The organism is Microlunatus soli, assembly GCF_900105385.1.
Taxonomy (GTDB): Bacteria; Actinomycetota; Actinomycetes; order Propionibacteriales; family Propionibacteriaceae; genus Microlunatus; species Microlunatus soli.
The window spans coordinates 1,296,032-1,311,068 of the sequence record NZ_LT629772.1 but is presented as its reverse complement, the minus strand read 5'-3'; the positions used below and the strand labels follow the sequence as shown (position 1 = coordinate 1,311,068).

The 15,037-nt window shown below is 67.1% G+C and carries 14 protein-coding genes; 9 read left to right on the top strand and 5 right to left on the bottom strand.

Annotated elements, in window-relative coordinates; all coding sequences use genetic code 11:
- Positions 1 to 34: 34 nt before the first annotated feature.
- The gene (locus BLU38_RS06120) at positions 35 to 631 is read right to left on the bottom strand and encodes a hypothetical protein (protein ID WP_091521467.1); all 597 of its coding nucleotides are present in this window, start codon (positions 629 to 631) and stop codon (positions 35 to 37) included.
- Positions 632 to 898: 267 nt separating this feature from the next.
- Between BLU38_RS06120 and BLU38_RS06115 the strand changes: the two genes are divergently transcribed.
- Entirely contained in the window at positions 899 to 1,600 is a 702-nt protein-coding gene (locus BLU38_RS06115) for an LOG family protein (protein ID WP_231920375.1), read from the top strand.
- Here BLU38_RS06115 and BLU38_RS06110 read toward each other — a convergent pair whose 3' ends face one another.
- Entirely contained in the window at positions 1,601 to 2,050 is a 450-nt protein-coding gene (locus BLU38_RS06110) for a MerR family transcriptional regulator (RefSeq protein WP_091521460.1), read from the bottom strand.
- Between the two features lie 85 nt (positions 2,051 to 2,135).
- Here BLU38_RS06110 and BLU38_RS06105 point away from each other — a divergent pair, with 85 nt between their 5' ends.
- Both BLU38_RS06105 and BLU38_RS06100 read left to right on the top strand, forming a co-directional pair.
- Positions 2,136 to 3,185 (top strand): aldo/keto reductase, encoded by a 1,050-nt coding sequence (locus BLU38_RS06105; RefSeq protein WP_091521456.1) that lies wholly within the window; start codon positions 2,136 to 2,138, stop codon positions 3,183 to 3,185.
- 59 nt (positions 3,186 to 3,244) lie between these two features.
- A complete protein-coding gene (locus tag BLU38_RS06100) occupies positions 3,245 to 3,703 on the top strand; it encodes a group II truncated hemoglobin (RefSeq protein ID WP_091532010.1) in 459 nt (152 codons plus the stop codon).
- Here BLU38_RS06100 and BLU38_RS06095 read toward each other — a convergent pair.
- Genes BLU38_RS06095 through BLU38_RS06085 form a run of 3 tightly spaced genes read right to left on the bottom strand, consistent with a single transcriptional unit; the run spans position 3,690 to position 8,374 of the window.
- Positions 3,690 to 5,765: a penicillin acylase family protein gene (locus BLU38_RS06095; protein WP_091521453.1), complete on the bottom strand. Its 2,076-nt coding sequence runs from the start codon at positions 5,763 to 5,765 to the stop codon at positions 3,690 to 3,692. The two genes, BLU38_RS06100 and BLU38_RS06095, sit on opposite strands and share 14 nt — an antisense overlap.
- A gap of 22 nt (positions 5,766 to 5,787) precedes the next feature.
- Complete coding sequence (locus BLU38_RS06090) at positions 5,788 to 7,053, bottom strand: GNAT family N-acetyltransferase (protein WP_091521449.1); 1,266 nt, start codon at positions 7,051 to 7,053, stop codon at positions 5,788 to 5,790.
- 52 nt (positions 7,054 to 7,105) lie between these two features.
- Entirely contained in the window at positions 7,106 to 8,374 is a 1,269-nt protein-coding gene (locus tag BLU38_RS06085; protein WP_091521446.1) for an alpha-L-fucosidase, read from the bottom strand.
- Between the two features lie 243 nt (positions 8,375 to 8,617).
- Here BLU38_RS06085 and BLU38_RS06080 point away from each other — a divergent pair, with 243 nt between their 5' ends.
- The 6 genes from BLU38_RS06080 to BLU38_RS06055 all read left to right on the top strand — a co-directional run bounded on the left by BLU38_RS06080 (position 8,618) and on the right by BLU38_RS06055 (position 14,968).
- Entirely contained in the window at positions 8,618 to 9,400 is a 783-nt protein-coding gene (locus BLU38_RS06080) for an HAD family hydrolase (protein WP_157683240.1), read from the top strand.
- 77 nt (positions 9,401 to 9,477) lie between these two features.
- Positions 9,478 to 10,383, top strand: a complete 906-nt coding sequence (locus BLU38_RS06075; protein WP_172836081.1) for a MurR/RpiR family transcriptional regulator — start codon at positions 9,478 to 9,480, stop codon at positions 10,381 to 10,383.
- A gap of 142 nt (positions 10,384 to 10,525) precedes the next feature.
- Complete coding sequence (locus BLU38_RS06070) at positions 10,526 to 11,395, top strand: carbohydrate ABC transporter permease (protein WP_157683239.1); 870 nt, start codon at positions 10,526 to 10,528, stop codon at positions 11,393 to 11,395.
- 26 nt (positions 11,396 to 11,421) lie between these two features.
- Positions 11,422 to 12,744 (top strand): ABC transporter substrate-binding protein, encoded by a 1,323-nt coding sequence (locus tag BLU38_RS06065; protein WP_091521434.1) that lies wholly within the window; start codon positions 11,422 to 11,424, stop codon positions 12,742 to 12,744.
- A 27-nt stretch (positions 12,745 to 12,771) separates the two neighbouring features.
- Complete coding sequence (locus BLU38_RS06060; RefSeq protein WP_197680014.1) at positions 12,772 to 13,599, top strand: carbohydrate ABC transporter permease; 828 nt, start codon at positions 12,772 to 12,774, stop codon at positions 13,597 to 13,599.
- Entirely contained in the window at positions 13,592 to 14,968 is a 1,377-nt protein-coding gene (locus BLU38_RS06055) for an MBL fold metallo-hydrolase (RefSeq protein ID WP_091521426.1), read from the top strand. The genes BLU38_RS06060 and BLU38_RS06055 overlap by 8 nt, the downstream gene beginning before the upstream one ends.
- The last annotated feature ends 69 nt before the right edge of the window (positions 14,969 to 15,037 follow it).

Here is a 15,037-nt window from a genome sequence, read left to right as displayed (position 1 = left end):
GTGCGCAACCTTGATATATCGCGCGGGTGCAGGGTCAGCGGGAGGCGGATTCGAACCAGGGGTGGTGCAGGTCGTAGAAGGTGGCGTGGGCCATCATCGGTTCCAGGAGGGTGCGGACCTCGTCCGGTGGTGGCAGTTGCTCGCCCTTGCGGGCCTGGGCCTCGTCGGTGAAGGCGACGGTCTCGGTGAAGGTGCCGTCGTCCTCGATGGCCAGCGTCGCGCCGATGATCTCCGGGCGCATCCGGTGCAACTCGGAGGTGTCGGCGAACATCGCCTTGATCGCACTCGGATCCTCCAGCCGGCCGCGGATCACCTGCACGAAACCGGCGTCGTCGGAGCCGCCGTCCATCATCAACGTGACATCGGTGCAGTCGTGGTACTCGATCGGTCCGTCCATGCAGGCGGCGAATTCCTCGGCCCACGCCGTCTGCTCGGGGCGTCGGGAGTTGGCCATCGCCGACTCCTGGGAATCGAAGCGGACCACACCGACGAACTGATCATCGTCGGTGAAGCCGTAGGTGCCGCCGAGCCAGCCGGTGGCGCCGGCGCTGAGTTCACGGCGCCAGCGATCTGCCAGCGCGTGGAGCTCATCGGGTTTGGTGCACGTGCCCTGCAGGATCTGGATGAACACGGGTGGCCTCCTGACGATCAGGCCGCCCCGATTGGGGTGGTCGGTGTTCGACCCTCAAGCCTAGGAATCGCCGGGGGGTCCGTCCTCAGTGCAGGTACTGATCTCCGGTCCGCAGCGGGCCCGTTCGGGGTGGGCTGCTTCACTGGGGGCGTGGATCACAAGAGTGCCGAGAGCGATGCCGTCAGTTCCCAAGGCGGAGCCGTCCATTCCCAGGACGAGGCCGTCCGTTCCGAGGATGGGGTCGTCAGTTCCAAGTACAAGGGACCGCTGTTGCAGCGCCGGTCCCAGGTCGAACGGGAGACCGCCGACCAGCGATTGCTGGATGAGCGGGGCCCGGCCGACTGGGTGCACGGCGACCCGTGGCGGGTGCTGCGGATCCAATCCGAATTCGTCGAAGGTTTCGGGGCGCTGGCCGAGCTCGGGCCGGCGATCGCGGTCTTCGGCTCCGCGCGTACCAAGGTCGACGATCCCGCCTACGCACTGGGTGAGGAGATCGGCGGCCGGCTGGTCGAGGCCGGCTTCGCCGTGATCACCGGCGGCGGACCCGGGGCGATGGAGGCGGCCAACAAGGGGGCCTGCCAGGCCGGCGGGGTCAGCGTCGGACTGAACATCGAACTGCCCTTCGAACAGGGTCTCAACTCGTGGGTCGACATCGGGATCAACTTCCGCTACTTCTTCGCCCGCAAGACGATGTTCGTCAAGTACAGCCAGGGCTTCATCGTGCTGCCCGGCGGCTTCGGCACCTTCGACGAGTTGTTCGAGGCGATCACGTTGGTGCAGACCGGCAAGATCACCCGCTTCCCGATCGTGCTGGTCGGCACCTCGTACTGGTCCGGCCTGGTCGACTGGCTGCGGGAGACCGTACTGGCCGACGGCAAGATCTCGCCGCCCGATCTGGACATCGTGACCGTCACCGATGATCTGGACGAGGCGATCGCGTTGATGGTGCAGGCCCGCGACGCTTCATGATCAACTCGGCGCACCGTGGGCCTGCGACGTCAGCGCAGCAGGCGGACCGTGACACTCCCGAGCGGACTCTCCGCTGTCCAGGAGGTCCTGATAGACCGCGACCTTGAACGAGATCAGATCCAGGCATTCACCGAGCCTGCCGATCTGGGCGGTGACGTCGGCCTGGTGCTCGCGGAGCAGGGTGAGGCGTTCCTTCTCGTTGCCGGCGCCCTCCCGGACCAGAGCTGTGTAGCGGCGTAACGCGGGCAGCGGCATACCGGAGCCTCTCAGGATGGTGCAGACGGTGAGCCAGTCCACATCGTCCTCGCTGTAGACGCGGTGACCGCTGGACGTCCGTCGGACCGGGGTGACGAAGAGACCTTCGGCTTCGTAGAAACGCAACGTGTGAACGCTCAGGCCGGTGCGTTCGGCGACCTGCCCGATGCTCAGATCGGTCCTGACCTCAGCCATGTCGATCACCTTAGCGGCGCGCGACAGGACAGGAGCGGCGTCGGGGCTTGACCTAGAGTCGGCTCTAGTTCCTACTGTGCGACCCATGCGCTATCGAACTCTCGGCAGGACCGGGATGGACGTCAGTGTCCACTGCCTCGGCACCATGATGTTCCAGGCGGTCGGCAATCCCGACCATGACGATTGCGTGCGGATCATCCGCGCGGCGCTCGATCGGGGGATCAACTTCGTCGACACCGCCGACATGTACGGCCAGGGCGAGACCGAGGAGATCGTCGGACGGGCCCTGCAGGGGCGGCGCGACGACGTCGTGCTGGCCAGCAAGGTGCGTTTCTCGATGGGTGAGGGGCCGAACCGGGGTGGTGCGTCTCGGCGCTGGATCATCCGAGCGGTCGAGGACAGTCTGCGCCGGCTGCGGACCGACTGGCTCGACCTGTATCAGATCCATCGACCCGACGATTCCACCGACATCGAGGAGACGTTGTCGGTGCTCAGCGACCTTGTCCAGCAGGGAAAGATCCGCGCGTTCGGCTGCTCCTCGTACCCGGTCGAGGAGATCGTCGAGTCCCACACGGTCTCGGAGCGGCGAGCGCTGGGGCGGTTCCGCACCGAGCAGCCGCCCTACTCGATCCTGGCCCGCGGCATCGAGTCCGCGGTGCTGCCGGTCTGTCACCGCTACGGGATGGGCGTGCTGGTCTGGAGTCCGCTCGGCTTCGGATTCCTCACCGGCAAGTACCGCAAGGATCGAGCTGCCGACGTCTCCGTCGGCCGCGCCACCATCAGGCCGGAGTTGTTCGATCCGATGACGCCGGGGAACGTCGCCAAGCTGGATGCCGTGGAGCAACTGGTCGTGTTGGCCGACGACATCGGCTGCACCCTCCCGCAGCTCGCCATCGCCTTCACCGTGGCCCATCCCGCCGTGACCTCGGCGATCATCGGGCCGCGAACGATGGAACAGCTGACCGATCTGCTGGCCGGGGCCACCCTGACCCTGGACGACGCAGCGCTGGACCGGATCGACGAGATCGTCGCGCCCGGGACGAACCTGTTCGATCCGTACGTCTCCTCACCGCCGTCGTCGTTGACCGATCTTGCGCGACGCCGTCGACCGACCGGCGACCGCGCCGCCGCCTGATCGGTCGCCGGCCCGGCCTACGGTTGACGGGACGTGTGTCGGCGACCATGATCGTGATCATGACCCGGACCCTGTACGAGGCGGTCGGTGGCTACGACGCCTTGCTGGCGCTGTCCCATGCCTGGCATCGGCGGTGCATGGCCGATCCGTTGGCGAGCCATCCGTTCAGTCATCCCGGGCAGCACCCGCAGCACAGTGAGCGGTTGGCGGCCTACTGGGCCGAGGCGCTCGGCGGCCCGACCGACTACACCGACGGCATGGGCGACGAGACCTCCGTCGTCCGGATGCACGTCGGCAACGGCCGCCACGATGAGCTCAACGAACGCTGCATCGCCTTGTTCAGTGAGGCGATGGCCGACGTCGAGCTGCCGCCCGAGACCAGGGGACCGCTGGCCGACTACTTCCGCTGGTCGACCGAGTCGATGATGGCCGACGAGCAGTCCCGGGAGGACATTCCGGACGGGCTGCCGGTGCCGAAGTGGGGATTCGACGGGCTGCAGCAGGTCAAGGAGTCCTGACCCGGTCAGTCTCCTTGATCAGCTTCTCCCAGTCGATGATCACCGGCTGCAGATCGCCGACGACCCAGGCATCGTTCTGGTCGACATAGTGCGGGCTGTCCGGACGACCGGATGCCCCGAACGGGACCACCCACCGACTGGCCGAAGGATCGGCCAGGTCCCACACGTAGCGCGCCATCGACGCCATCGAGCAGCGATGGGTGACCCCCGGCGTCGAGTGGGTCGAGCGGACGGTGTTGGCATCGCCGGCCAGCGCCGGCCGGGGCATCGGCGGGACATGATCATCGGCGAGCCCGGTCAGTCCGTGCAGCGGTGCCAGCCGGTGCTCCTCGCCCCAGACTCCGGTCGGCGGGTCTGCGGCCACCTGTCGCAGTGCGGTGATGATGCCGGTCGCCAGGTCCAGACCGAACCGGTCGGCGTTGCGGCAGATCGCGTCGAAGGCGTAACCGACCCGGGTCCGGACCGCCATCGTGGCGGCGTACACCGCGGGCAGCGGTTCCGGGTCGGCCAACCCGGCGAACACGTCCTGGGTCAGCAGCCAGTCCACCATCGCCGCCCGCCAGGCAGCGTAGAGCAGGGCGGGCCGGCTGTCGGCGTCCATCCGGGCGTCCCAGGCCAGGATCTGGTCCTTGATCAACTTCTCCGCGCCGTCCACCGTGATCTCGGCCAGCAGTCGCTGAGCCCTGGCTGCCGGTCCGGACCAGACGTCGCGATGGATGGTCGGCATCGCCGCGACGTCGGCCGTGCCGGGCGCGATCCGATCCAGCAGCGTGCGGATCCGGTCGACCCGCCAGTTCGCCGAGTAGTAGCGGCCGAGTCCGCCGCCGCTACCGCGGTCGTTGGCGTTGGCGACCAGATCGTCCACCGGGTCGACCGGCATCGGCACGTAGCCCGACTGCCAACCGAAGCGGTCCTCCCAGGCCGGTACCGGCACTTCGAGGTTGGCCGGGTCGCGGCGTGGCACCCGACCGGGGACGAGGTGCCGGATCCGGCCGTGCCGGTCGGCGACCACGGCACTGTTCACCGGTTCCACCCAGCGACCCAGTGCCGCCTCGACATCGGCCACGGACCGCGAATGCAACAACGGCAGTAGCGCGCCGAAACCCAGGTCGCCGTCCACCGCGGACGGTGTCCGCAGGCTGATCGTCGGGCCCGCCGGCTCGTCGATGATCACCGGGCCGCGCTCGGTGATCTTGATCTGCACCGGCTCCGGATCACCGTCCCGGACCATGATCATCTCCTGCCGGTGCTGCACCGGCTCGGGACCGGCCGGGCCGCGGGCGACCCATCCGTTCGCCGTCCGGGAGAGCTCCTCCAGATAGAGATCCTGGTAATCGGCGCTGGCGTTGGTGATCGCCCAGGCCACCGATCCGGCGTGGCCGAAGTGCTGGATCCCCGGCACCCCGGGAAAGCTGAAGCCGAAGACGTCGAACTCCGCACAGGCCAGCCGGACCTGTTGGTAGACGCCTGGGAAGTCGGCCGTCCGATGCGGATCGCCGGCGATGATCGGCAACCCGGAAGCGGTGCGCTCGCCGCCGATCGCCCACGCGTTGCTGCCGGGGGAGTCGACCGCTCCGGCGTCCAGCCACCCCGGGGCCTCTGGTCCGATCCGGTCCGCGACATGCCGGCGCCACAGCTTGTACGGAAAGCCGCCGAACAGCAGCTGTTGGACCCAGAACACCGCGAGCGGTGTCCAGGGTTGCCATCGACCGGGTGTGATGTCCAGGACGGTGAACTCGTGGGCTCCGGACGCACCCCCGGCGAGACCCGCATTCACCCCGTCGACAAACCGTTCGCACCAGCGGCGACTTCGCTCATCGAGCCCTTGATAACAGCGCTGTGCGGTGGCGTCGATCACCGCAGCCCGGGCGAAGCGGTCCCAGACCAACCCGGGCGCGCCGATCAGCTCTGCCGTCCGCCCTTCGGCGCGGTGTCGGTTCCACTCCAGCTGCCAGGCACGGTCGGTGGCTGCGTTGCGGCCCTGCAGGTGTGCCAGCTCATCGACCGAGTCGGCCCGCAGATGCGGGATCCCCCACGGATCGCGAAAGACCTCGGCTGTCATGGGGTGACCCTATCGAGCGCGATCAGAAGAAGTCGTGGCAGTACGCCGCCCGCTCGGTGCCGAAGGCTCGGTCGAAGCGGCCGATCACCGCCGGGTCGTGATCGCCGAGTACTCCGGCCGCGGCGAGCTCCCGAGCCGGCACGGCGCCGAGGTAGAGCGAGGCGAGCTGCCGTGAAGTCACGGTCAGGTCGGGGGAGCGGTCGGTCGGCGTGACCGTCGCGCCGTCGGCGCCGCCGGCCAGCCGGAACACTCCGCCGCGATCGGTCAGGAAGTCGTCGACGACCTGCAGGACAAGATCAACATCGGCGGCGTAGCGGCGGGCCTGCAGTGCGGCGGGCACGTCGTTGATCCGGGCGTAGGCACCGTCGGTCAGTTCAGCCTTGATCATCCGCGGGTTGCGGACCAGGTGCAGCAGGGGCTCGTCCACCGGCGCCGACCCCTTGCTGAAGGCACGCACCAGATCGAGGTCGAGAAGCCACCGCCACAGGGCCGCGTACGCCTGCGGGTTGTCGCCTTCCAACTCGTTGATGATCACCTCACGGCCGAGGTCGGTCTGGGACGATTCGCGTTTGACCCGGAAGCTGGCGAACCCGTCGGGTCGGCCGTCGTCGGCGAAGTGCAGTGCGAACCGCAACGGGCCGGCGCCACCACGATGTCGCTCGGGATCGTTGAGGACGTCGCGCCACCACCGGTCGTCACGGCTCATCAGCCCCGGACGACCGGCGGTGATCGCTTCGCGCAATGCCGGCGCCGCGGCGAGGAAGGTCTGTTGGTCGACCTCGTCGGTCGACCCGGAACCGAGGTCCACCTCGGGCAGGAAGTCCATCTCACGGGTCAGCCCGGACAGCGAAAGCCGACGTGAGAGCTGGCCGTACCCGAACCGGCCGTAGATCAACGACTCGGTCGCCCAGAGCACACTGACCGGCTCGGCCAAGCCGCTCAACTGATGCCGCATCATCTTCGTCAGCAGACCGCGACGCCGGAAGGCCGGCGCGACCGTGACGTCGGTGACCGCCGCGATCGGAATCGAACCGCCCGGAACCGACATCGTGCGGGGCAGCGACAGCGTCGTCGTCACCCAGCGGTCGCCGGCTCGGAAACCGAAGGCACGATCGGGGTCGATCAGGGCGAGGAACGGCTCCATGTCCTCGGCGTTGTATTCGCCGTGGAAGCCGCGGACCACGACCCGGAAGTAGTCCTCGAGCCCGTCCGAACTCAGATCGGACAGGACGAGATCACTGCGATGCGGCGGCACGTGGCCACCGACGGAACCGGGCGCTTCAGTCATGGTCCGAGTCAACCATGATCATGAAGCGCCCGGGAAATCGATTCTGCAACTGCTACTTGAGGAAGATCTCCACCACCGGCACGGCGACATCCGGTTGCTGGATCGGCAGGCTGAGCGTCACGGTTCCGGCCGGTTGACCGCCCGGGGTTGTGTTCTGTGCGGCCTGATCGGGATCGGTCTCGCTGAAGGCGATCTCGGAAGCGTCGTTCAGCAGCTGCGCGTAGCCGATCTTGCCGGCCAGGCCCTGCAGATGGACGTGCCGCATCGGCCACGCGAACAGGTGCAGGTAGAGCCGATCGCCGACCTGGGTCAGCCGGGTGTCGGCGGGGGCGGTGTACTCCGAGGCGCCGGCCCCGTAGACCGAGCGTCCGTGCAACTCCATCCAGTCACCGATCGCCGTCAGGCTCTCGACCGCGCGGGGGTCGAAGTTGCCGCGGCCGGTCGGACCGACGTTGAGCAGCAGATTGCCGTTCTTGCTGACCCCGTCGATCAGCATCCTGATCAACAGTTCGGGTGACTTGTAGTCGTGGTTGTCCCGGTCGTAGCCCCAGCTGCCGTTCAGCGTCTGGCAGGCCTCCCACACCACCGGCTCGCCGTTCTTGATCATCGGACCGGACGGCTGGTACTGCTCCGGCGTGACCAGGTCGCCGGGGATGTCGAGCCGATCGTTGACGATGATGTCGGGCTGCAGCTCGCGGACGAGCTTGATCAACTCCGGGCTGTTCCAGTCCTCCTTGCCCTTGCCGACGTGTCCGTTGCGCTCTCCCGGATAGGAGAAGTCGAAGAACAGGTAGTCGATGGTGCCGTAGTCGGTCAGCAGTTCGCGGACCTGGCCGTGCAGGTAGTCCCGGTAGCGGGCCATGTCCCGCCCGGCGTTCTGCTCCTCGATGTTGTCGTCGTCGCGTCGGGGATGCACGCCGTCGATGGTGAAGTCCGGATGGTGCCAGTCGATCAGCGAGTGGTAGAAGCCGACCTTGAGATCGGCCTCCCGGAGTGCTTCGACATAGGCGGCCACCACGTCCTTGCCGTGCGGGGTCTTGGTCACCTTGTAGTCGGTGAGCTTGCTGTCCCACAGGCAGAAGCCTTCGTGGTGTTTGGTGGTGAGGACGACGTACTTCATGCCGGCCGCCTTGGCCGCCGCGGCCCAGGCGCGTGGGTCGTAGAGGTCGGCCTCGAAGTAGTCGAAGTACTTCTCGTAGTCCTCGGTCTGGATCCGTTCGTGGTTCATCACCCATTCGTGCCGGGCCGGGAGCGCGTACAACCCCCAGTGGACGAACATCCCGAATCGATCGTGGGTGAACCAGGCGTGCTCTGGCTTCATTGCTGCTGCGACCTCACAAGTTGGAGTACCGATGATGGCTCCAGCCAATCATCCGATGAATGTTCGCGTCAATGGGGCGTTCCTCGGGAATCGTGGGCAATCGGGCACCGGTTCATCGGAGCTATCGACCGACGTCGGCGCGGCGCTCGGTCAGGGTCGGCCGTAAACATCGCGTGAACAATCGTTTCTTGGGGTGATCCGATGGTGGACAAGCGTTTCGTACGGGGCTTAGCCTCGGTCTCCGTGAGCTGCTCTGGAGTGGGGATCCGGTCACTTCCCAGCGATCTCGCGCGCCCGAGTGCGCGGCCGGTCCTGCTGCTGGACTTCGACGGCACGATCTGCCTCGGCGACGGGCCGGTGCTCGCCTACGCCGAAGCCGCCTTCGCCGCCCTGCCGGCAGCGCAGCGGGCGGCAGCCGAAGAGCAGCTGGCGCGATTCGTCGATCATGATCCGCAGCTGCACCGGCAGTACGCCGACGGCTACGTCCTGGTCCAGACGCTCGCCGCGAGCCTGCCGCCGGCCCAGCTGCAGGCCGCCTATCTGACCAGCCGTCACCGATTGGCCGCCGACGGTCTCGGCGTCCGTCCGGCAGCCGGGCTGGCCGAACTGTTGATCAAGGTCGGCCCGACGGTCAGCACCGTTGTGCTGACCAACGCGCCGGAAGTCGGCGTGGTCGAGACGCTGGAACGGTTCGGTCTGTCCGGGCTGCTGGATCAGGTGATCGTCGCCGGCGGCAAGCCCACGAGGATGCCGGAACACCTGGACGTACTACTGGCCGGACGACCACCATCGACACTGCTCAGCATCGGTGATCACTGGATCAACGATGTCCGGATCCCCTTGCAGCGTGGGACGTTCGGCGGTTTGATCACCGAGACGCCGCGAGCCGATCAACCGGCGCACCTGATCGGGAGCGGTCTTGCCGAGCTGTCGGACGGGATCACCGAGTGGGCGGCCGACCCGCGGGCGTTTGCCCGGCGGCATCGGTTGCCGGTGTCCGCTGCGATCAGGACCGGCGCCGGATGACCGGGGCAGGTACTTCAGGGGCCGATCCGGCAGGACCCGACGGGACAGCACCGGATGGGGACGTATCGAGTGTGGGAGTGTCGACGACGGCCGACCCGATCGACGCCGCCGGAGCGGGACGATCGACGGCGGCAGACGTGACGGCGCGGATCACTTCCTTGCTGCCGTCCTTGCTGCCCGCCGAACAGCAGGTCGCCCGCGTGCTGCTGGACCGCGCCGGTGACGCTGCCGATCTGTCCAGCCAGCAGGTCGCCGAGCTCGCCGGGACGTCCCGGGCGACGGTCGTGCGAGCCAGTCAGAGCCTAGGGTTCAGCGGCTACCAACAGTTGCGGGTGTTGCTGGCCCGGGACGCCGCCCTCGCCGATCGCGCCCGGAGCGCACGAACGCCCGAACGGGGCGCCGACGGGCTCGCGACGAGCACCTATCGACGCTTCGAACAGGTCCGCGACGCAGCCGACCGGATGACCGCCCTGTTGGACCCGGAACAGATCGAATCCGCGGTCCGTCGGCTGGCCGCTGCCGACCGCATCCTGGTCGTCGGCCACGGACTGTCCCGATCGCTGGCGATCGACGCTGCCGCCCGGCTGGTCCGGCTCGGGCTGGTCGCCGAGCATCTCACCGACCGGATCGACCAGTTGATCGTCACCCGACTGCTCGGCGAACGCGGCGTGGTGCTGATGATCAGCGGCAGCGGGTCGCACACCGACTCGATCGGTGTCGCCCGCGAGGTCCGGCAGAGCGCCGCCCATCTGATCGCCGTCACCGCGTTCGCCCGATCGCCGATCGCCGAGCTCGCCGATACCCTCCTGGTGGTCGGGATGCCCAACTCCTCCTTCACCGAGGAACTCACCGACACCACCCGGATCCCGCAGGCGATCCTGCTCGAGGGACTGATGGCGTCACTGCGTGATCATCTCGGTGAGCGAGGTCATCAGGCCGCCGCCCTGGCCCTCGCCGCAGTGAGTGATCATGTCCAGGAGTGAGGCTGGCAAGGCTCCTGAGCTTGTCGAAGGACGGGTCAAGGCTGGAGCGGATGTCGACAGCGGCACGGTTTCGAGCCCTTCGACAGGCTCAGCGACCTCGCTGGGGCGGCGAGGGACCTCGTCGCGGTGGCGGTTCCGGGCGTTGGCCTCACCGGTGGCGTACCTGTTCGTGTTGCCGGCGTTGTTGATCTTCGGCGTCTTCACCATCGCCCCGACGATCTTCACCTTCGTGATCTCGACCTTCAAGTGGAACTACCTCAACGCGGCACTGAGCCGCTTCGTCGGCGCCGACAACTATCGGTCGATGGTGGACGGCAGCAGTGAACCCAGCTTCGCCTCGACGATGGCGGTCAGCTTCTACTTCGTGATCGCGATGGTGCTGCTCGGCACCCTGATCTCGTTGCTGCTGGCGCTCCTACTGCAGCGGGCCAGCACCGTGCTGCTGGCCGTCCGCAGCGCCCTGTTCCTCACCTACGTGACGCCGCTGGTGGCCACCTCGATGGTCTGGGTCTGGATCTTCAATCCTCGCTTCGGCCTGGCCAACGCCGTGCTGCACCTGGTCGGCATCGACCCAGTGGACTGGCTCGGCAACCCGAACACCGCGATGCCGTCGATCATCATCTATTCGCTGTGGCACGAGGTCGGCTTCACCACCATCGTCTTCGTCGGTGGCCTCACGACCATCTCGGCCGAGCTCAGCGAAGCGGCCCGGATCGACGGTGCTGGTTCGTTCGCCGAATTCGTGTACGTCACGCTGCCGCAGCTGCGGCCGTTCGTGGTCTTCGTGATCGTGATCGGTTCGGTCAGCAGCCTGCACGCCTTCACCCAGTTCTTCGTGCTCACCGGCGGCGGCCCCGGCTACGACACCTCGACGCTGGGCTTCCAGCTCTACCAACAGGCCTTCGTGCTGCGCAACACCGGATACGCGGCAGCGCTGGCGGTCGTCCTGTTCGTGATCACCATCGGTCTCTCCATCGCTCAACTGGCGGCCTCGCGGTCGCTGCGGCCCTAGAAGTTTCCTTTCCTGGAAGGCACATCATGTCCACTCCGATCAGCACCAGTCGTCGTACGGTCCTCGCCGGCGGACTCGGGTCGGCCGCATCCGCGGTCGGGTTGAGCGCCTGCGGGAACGGCGGCGCGAGCTCGGCCGACAGCAGCTCGGTGCCGTCCGGCGATCCCGACGCCAAGGTGACCATCACGTTCATGGAGGCGATGGCCGCCGGCGCGCAGAAGGAAGCCCTGGTCAAGATCACCAAGGACTTCATGGCGGCGAATCCGAACATCACCGTCAAGCTGGAGGAACAACCCGATTACGGGACATTGCAGACCAAGATCAGTGCCCAGACCGGCGCCGGTGAGCCGCCGACCATCGCCCAGGTCTACGGCAACTGGGCGGCCGAGTACGCCGAGGCCGAGGTGATCGTGCCGCTGGACGCCTACATCGCCGAATCCCCGCAGTACAACGATCTCTTCGACGGCATCAAGGCAGATCTGCAGTTGCCGGACGGCAAGACCTGGATGTGGCCGTTCAACAAATCCGTCGTGGTGCAGTACTACAACACCGATCTGGTGAAGGAGGCGCCGAGCAGCTGGGACGAGTTCGCCACGGTCGCCAAGAAGGTGTCCACCGGCGACGTGGTCGCACTGTCGATCGACCCGGGCAGCTCGGCGGCGCCGGCCGGCGGGACCGCGTTGTTCGAGATCCTCGCCGAGGGCAACGGCGATCCGGTGTTCGGAACCGACGGGACACCGCAGTTCACCAAGCCCGGTGTCGTCCAGGCCCTGGAGTATCTGGTCGATCTGAAGAAGGCCGGTGCGTTGGCGTTGGGCAAGGACTATCCGGGGCAGGTCGCGCTCGGTGCAGAGAAGGGTGCCTTCGATCTGTCCAGTGTCGCCAGCTACCCGTTCAATCTGGAGGCTGTCGGGGACAAGTTCACTCTGGGAGTCGGCCAGTTGCCGCCGGGCGCCAAGAAGCCGGCCAACCAACTCGCCGGCACCAATATCGCGCTGTTCGCCCAGGCCGACGAGAACCAGAAGGCCGCGGCCTGGAAATACCTGCAGTTCTTGACCGAACCGGCTCAGCAGGCCTACTGGTCGGCGCAGACCGGCTACCTGCCGGTCTGTCAGCAGGCGACGAAGGAGAAGGCGTTCACCGCCTACGCCAAAAAGGCGCCGTTCGTCACCGAGGCGACCGAGCAGCTGAACACCGCGACGTCGCTGCCACCGCAGAAGTGGATCAACGCATGCAGTGGCTTCCTGTCGGTGGCTATCCAACAGGCCGTCGGTCAGGGCAAGGACCCAGCGGCCGTGCTGAAGACTGCGCAGGCCTCGGCGGACAAGGCCAAGAAGCAGGCGGGCTAGGAATTCATGGTGCGCAGAGTGGGACGCGTGCGACGGGCACGGAAGCCCGGAGTGGCCCGGCAGGTGATCGCGGCGATCATCGGGTTGGCCTTCATCGTGCCGCTGCTGTGGACCTTCGTCACCAGCCTGTCCACCCGATCCGACGTCTACCGATTCCCTCCGAAGCTGTCGCCCAGTTGGGAATGGTCCAACTATGCCCGCGCCTGGCAGGCCGCCCCGTGGTTGCGCTACTTCGGCAACACGGTGCTGATCGCCGGCTGTGTTGTGGCCCTGGTGCTGGCCACGTCACTGCTGGCCGGATTCGCCTTCGCGGTGATGAGATTCCGCGGCCGGACGGTGCTGTTCATGATCGTGATGGCGGTGATGATGGTCCCGCAGACCGTGCTGCTGATCCCCAACTTCATCATTGCCCAGCGGCTCGGGCTCTACGACACGTACCTGATCCAGATCCTGCCCTGGGGCGCTTCGGTGTTCGGGATCTTCCTGCTCCGGCAATTCTTCGTCACGCTGCCCCGGGAGCTGTTCGAGGCCGCCGAACTGGAGGGAGCGGGGGCGTTCCGGATCCTGATCAGCATTGCCGGACCGCTGGCGAAACCGTCCCTGGTGCTGGTCGGGCTGAACGCGTTCATGGGGTCCTGGAACGCGTTCGTCTGGCCGTATCTGATGACCAAGAGCGAGTCCATCCGGCCGATCGAGGTCGGTCTGCAGACCTTCTACGGAGCCGAGGGCACCGACTGGACAGGGCTGAGCGCGGCGATCACCTTCACCACCGTCCCGGTGATCATCTTGTTCTTGTTCTTGCAGAGGTATTTCGTCGGCGGCGCGTACGGCGTGGAAGGAGCGGTCCGTGGCTGACCGAACCGACCGGACCATGATCGAGTTCTACGGCGGGCTCGGGGTGATCGGCGGCTCCAAGATCATGATCAGTACGCCGAACGCCCGGGTGCTGCTGGACATGGGGTTGGACATTCCCGATGGGCTCGACCTCTTCCGCGAGCCGGTCCGGCGCCGCTGTGGCGGAGAGCTTGCCGACTACCTCAACACGGGCCAGGCGCCGGAGCTGCCGGGAATCTACGACCCTGCCCAACTCCCGGTGCAGGGTCCGCGAGCCGACCGATCGGAGGCGCTGGCGGTCGGCGATCCGCGACCGACGGCGATCTTCCTGAGTCATCCGCACATCGACCATGACGGCATGCTCGGCTTCGTCCGTGCCGAGCTGTCGTGTCATGCACACCCGGAAACGGTCGAGCTTCACCGGGCGTTGGCGATCAGCGGACTCGGCCCCGTCGGCAGGCCAGTTACCCTGCAGCCCACGCCGCCCGGAACAGCGATCACGGTCGGAGACATCGTCGTCGAACCGATCGAAGTCGATCATGACGTCCCCGGCGCCTGCGGCTTCCTGATCAGCACCCCGGACGGTCGGATCGGCTACACCGGTGACTTCAATCTGCATCGCAACGGCGGTCGTCGGACCTCGGCCTTCGCCGAACGGATCCGGGGCGTCGATGCCTTGATCACCGAGACCACCTTGCTGAGCTTTGATCCGCTGCCGGCCGAGCCGATCACCGAGGACGAGGTGCTGACCGTGATCGGTGATCGGCTGGCCGGACCGCAGTTGCAGCTGATCAGCGCCTACGAACGCGATGTCGAGCGAGCACAGGCGATCATCGATCTGGCCCGGCAGCGGGGCCGGACGATGATCTGGCCGGGCCAACAGGCGACGTTCCTCGGCCTGCTCGGCGTCCGCGACGTGGTCACCTGGGACGACAGCCGTCGGCAACGCAAGGCGCATCAGATCGCGGTCGCCAACGCGATCGCCGCCGGCACCCAGCCGACAACGGTGGGACTGGCCGAGGTCTGGGACCGCCCCAGTGACTTCCTGGTGCAGACCGACAGCGCGGATCTGCCCTCTCTGCTGGATCTCCCGATCAGCGTGGGCACCGGTTGGCTGCACTCCCAGGGCGAACCGCTCGGGCCGTTCATGTCGACCTGGCAGCCGTTCATGGACTGGTTGGAACACCTGGGTGTCGAGGTGGTGCCGGCCGGGTCGAGCGGTCACGCCGGCCCGCAGGCGCTGATCGAGATGGTCAAGCAGATCGCACCGGGCACGGTCTATCCGATCCACGGCTTCAGACCCGAGACGGCGGCCCATCTGCTCGGGGCGCCGCAGACCGAGGCGCGGACGATCGTTCCGGCGGCCGGCATCCGATACCCGCTGCGTTGACTCCGGTTCGGTGCGTCGACGAGCCGATCAGCGCCGGTCCTGTGTCGAGATCGGCCGACGATCGACCGG

Bases quoted from the DNA above. Each gene is read 5' to 3' on its own strand.
- BLU38_RS06110 (WP_091521460.1), bottom strand. From the start codon at position 2,050: ATGGCTGAGGTCAGGACCGATCTGAGCATCGGGCAGGTCGCCGAACGC.
- BLU38_RS06105 (WP_091521456.1), top strand. From the start codon at position 2,136: ATGCGCTATCGAACTCTCGGCAGGACCGGGATGGACGTCAGTGTCCAC.
- BLU38_RS06100 (WP_091532010.1), top strand. From the start codon at position 3,245: ATGACCCGGACCCTGTACGAGGCGGTCGGTGGCTACGACGCCTTGCTG.
- BLU38_RS06095 (WP_091521453.1), bottom strand. From the start codon at position 5,765: ATGACAGCCGAGGTCTTTCGCGATCCGTGGGGGATCCCGCATCTGCGG.
- BLU38_RS06090 (WP_091521449.1), bottom strand. From the start codon at position 7,053: ATGACTGAAGCGCCCGGTTCCGTCGGTGGCCACGTGCCGCCGCATCGC.
- BLU38_RS06085 (WP_091521446.1), bottom strand. From the start codon at position 8,374: ATGAAGCCAGAGCACGCCTGGTTCACCCACGATCGATTCGGGATGTTC.
- BLU38_RS06065 (WP_091521434.1), top strand. From the start codon at position 11,422: ATGTCCACTCCGATCAGCACCAGTCGTCGTACGGTCCTCGCCGGCGGA.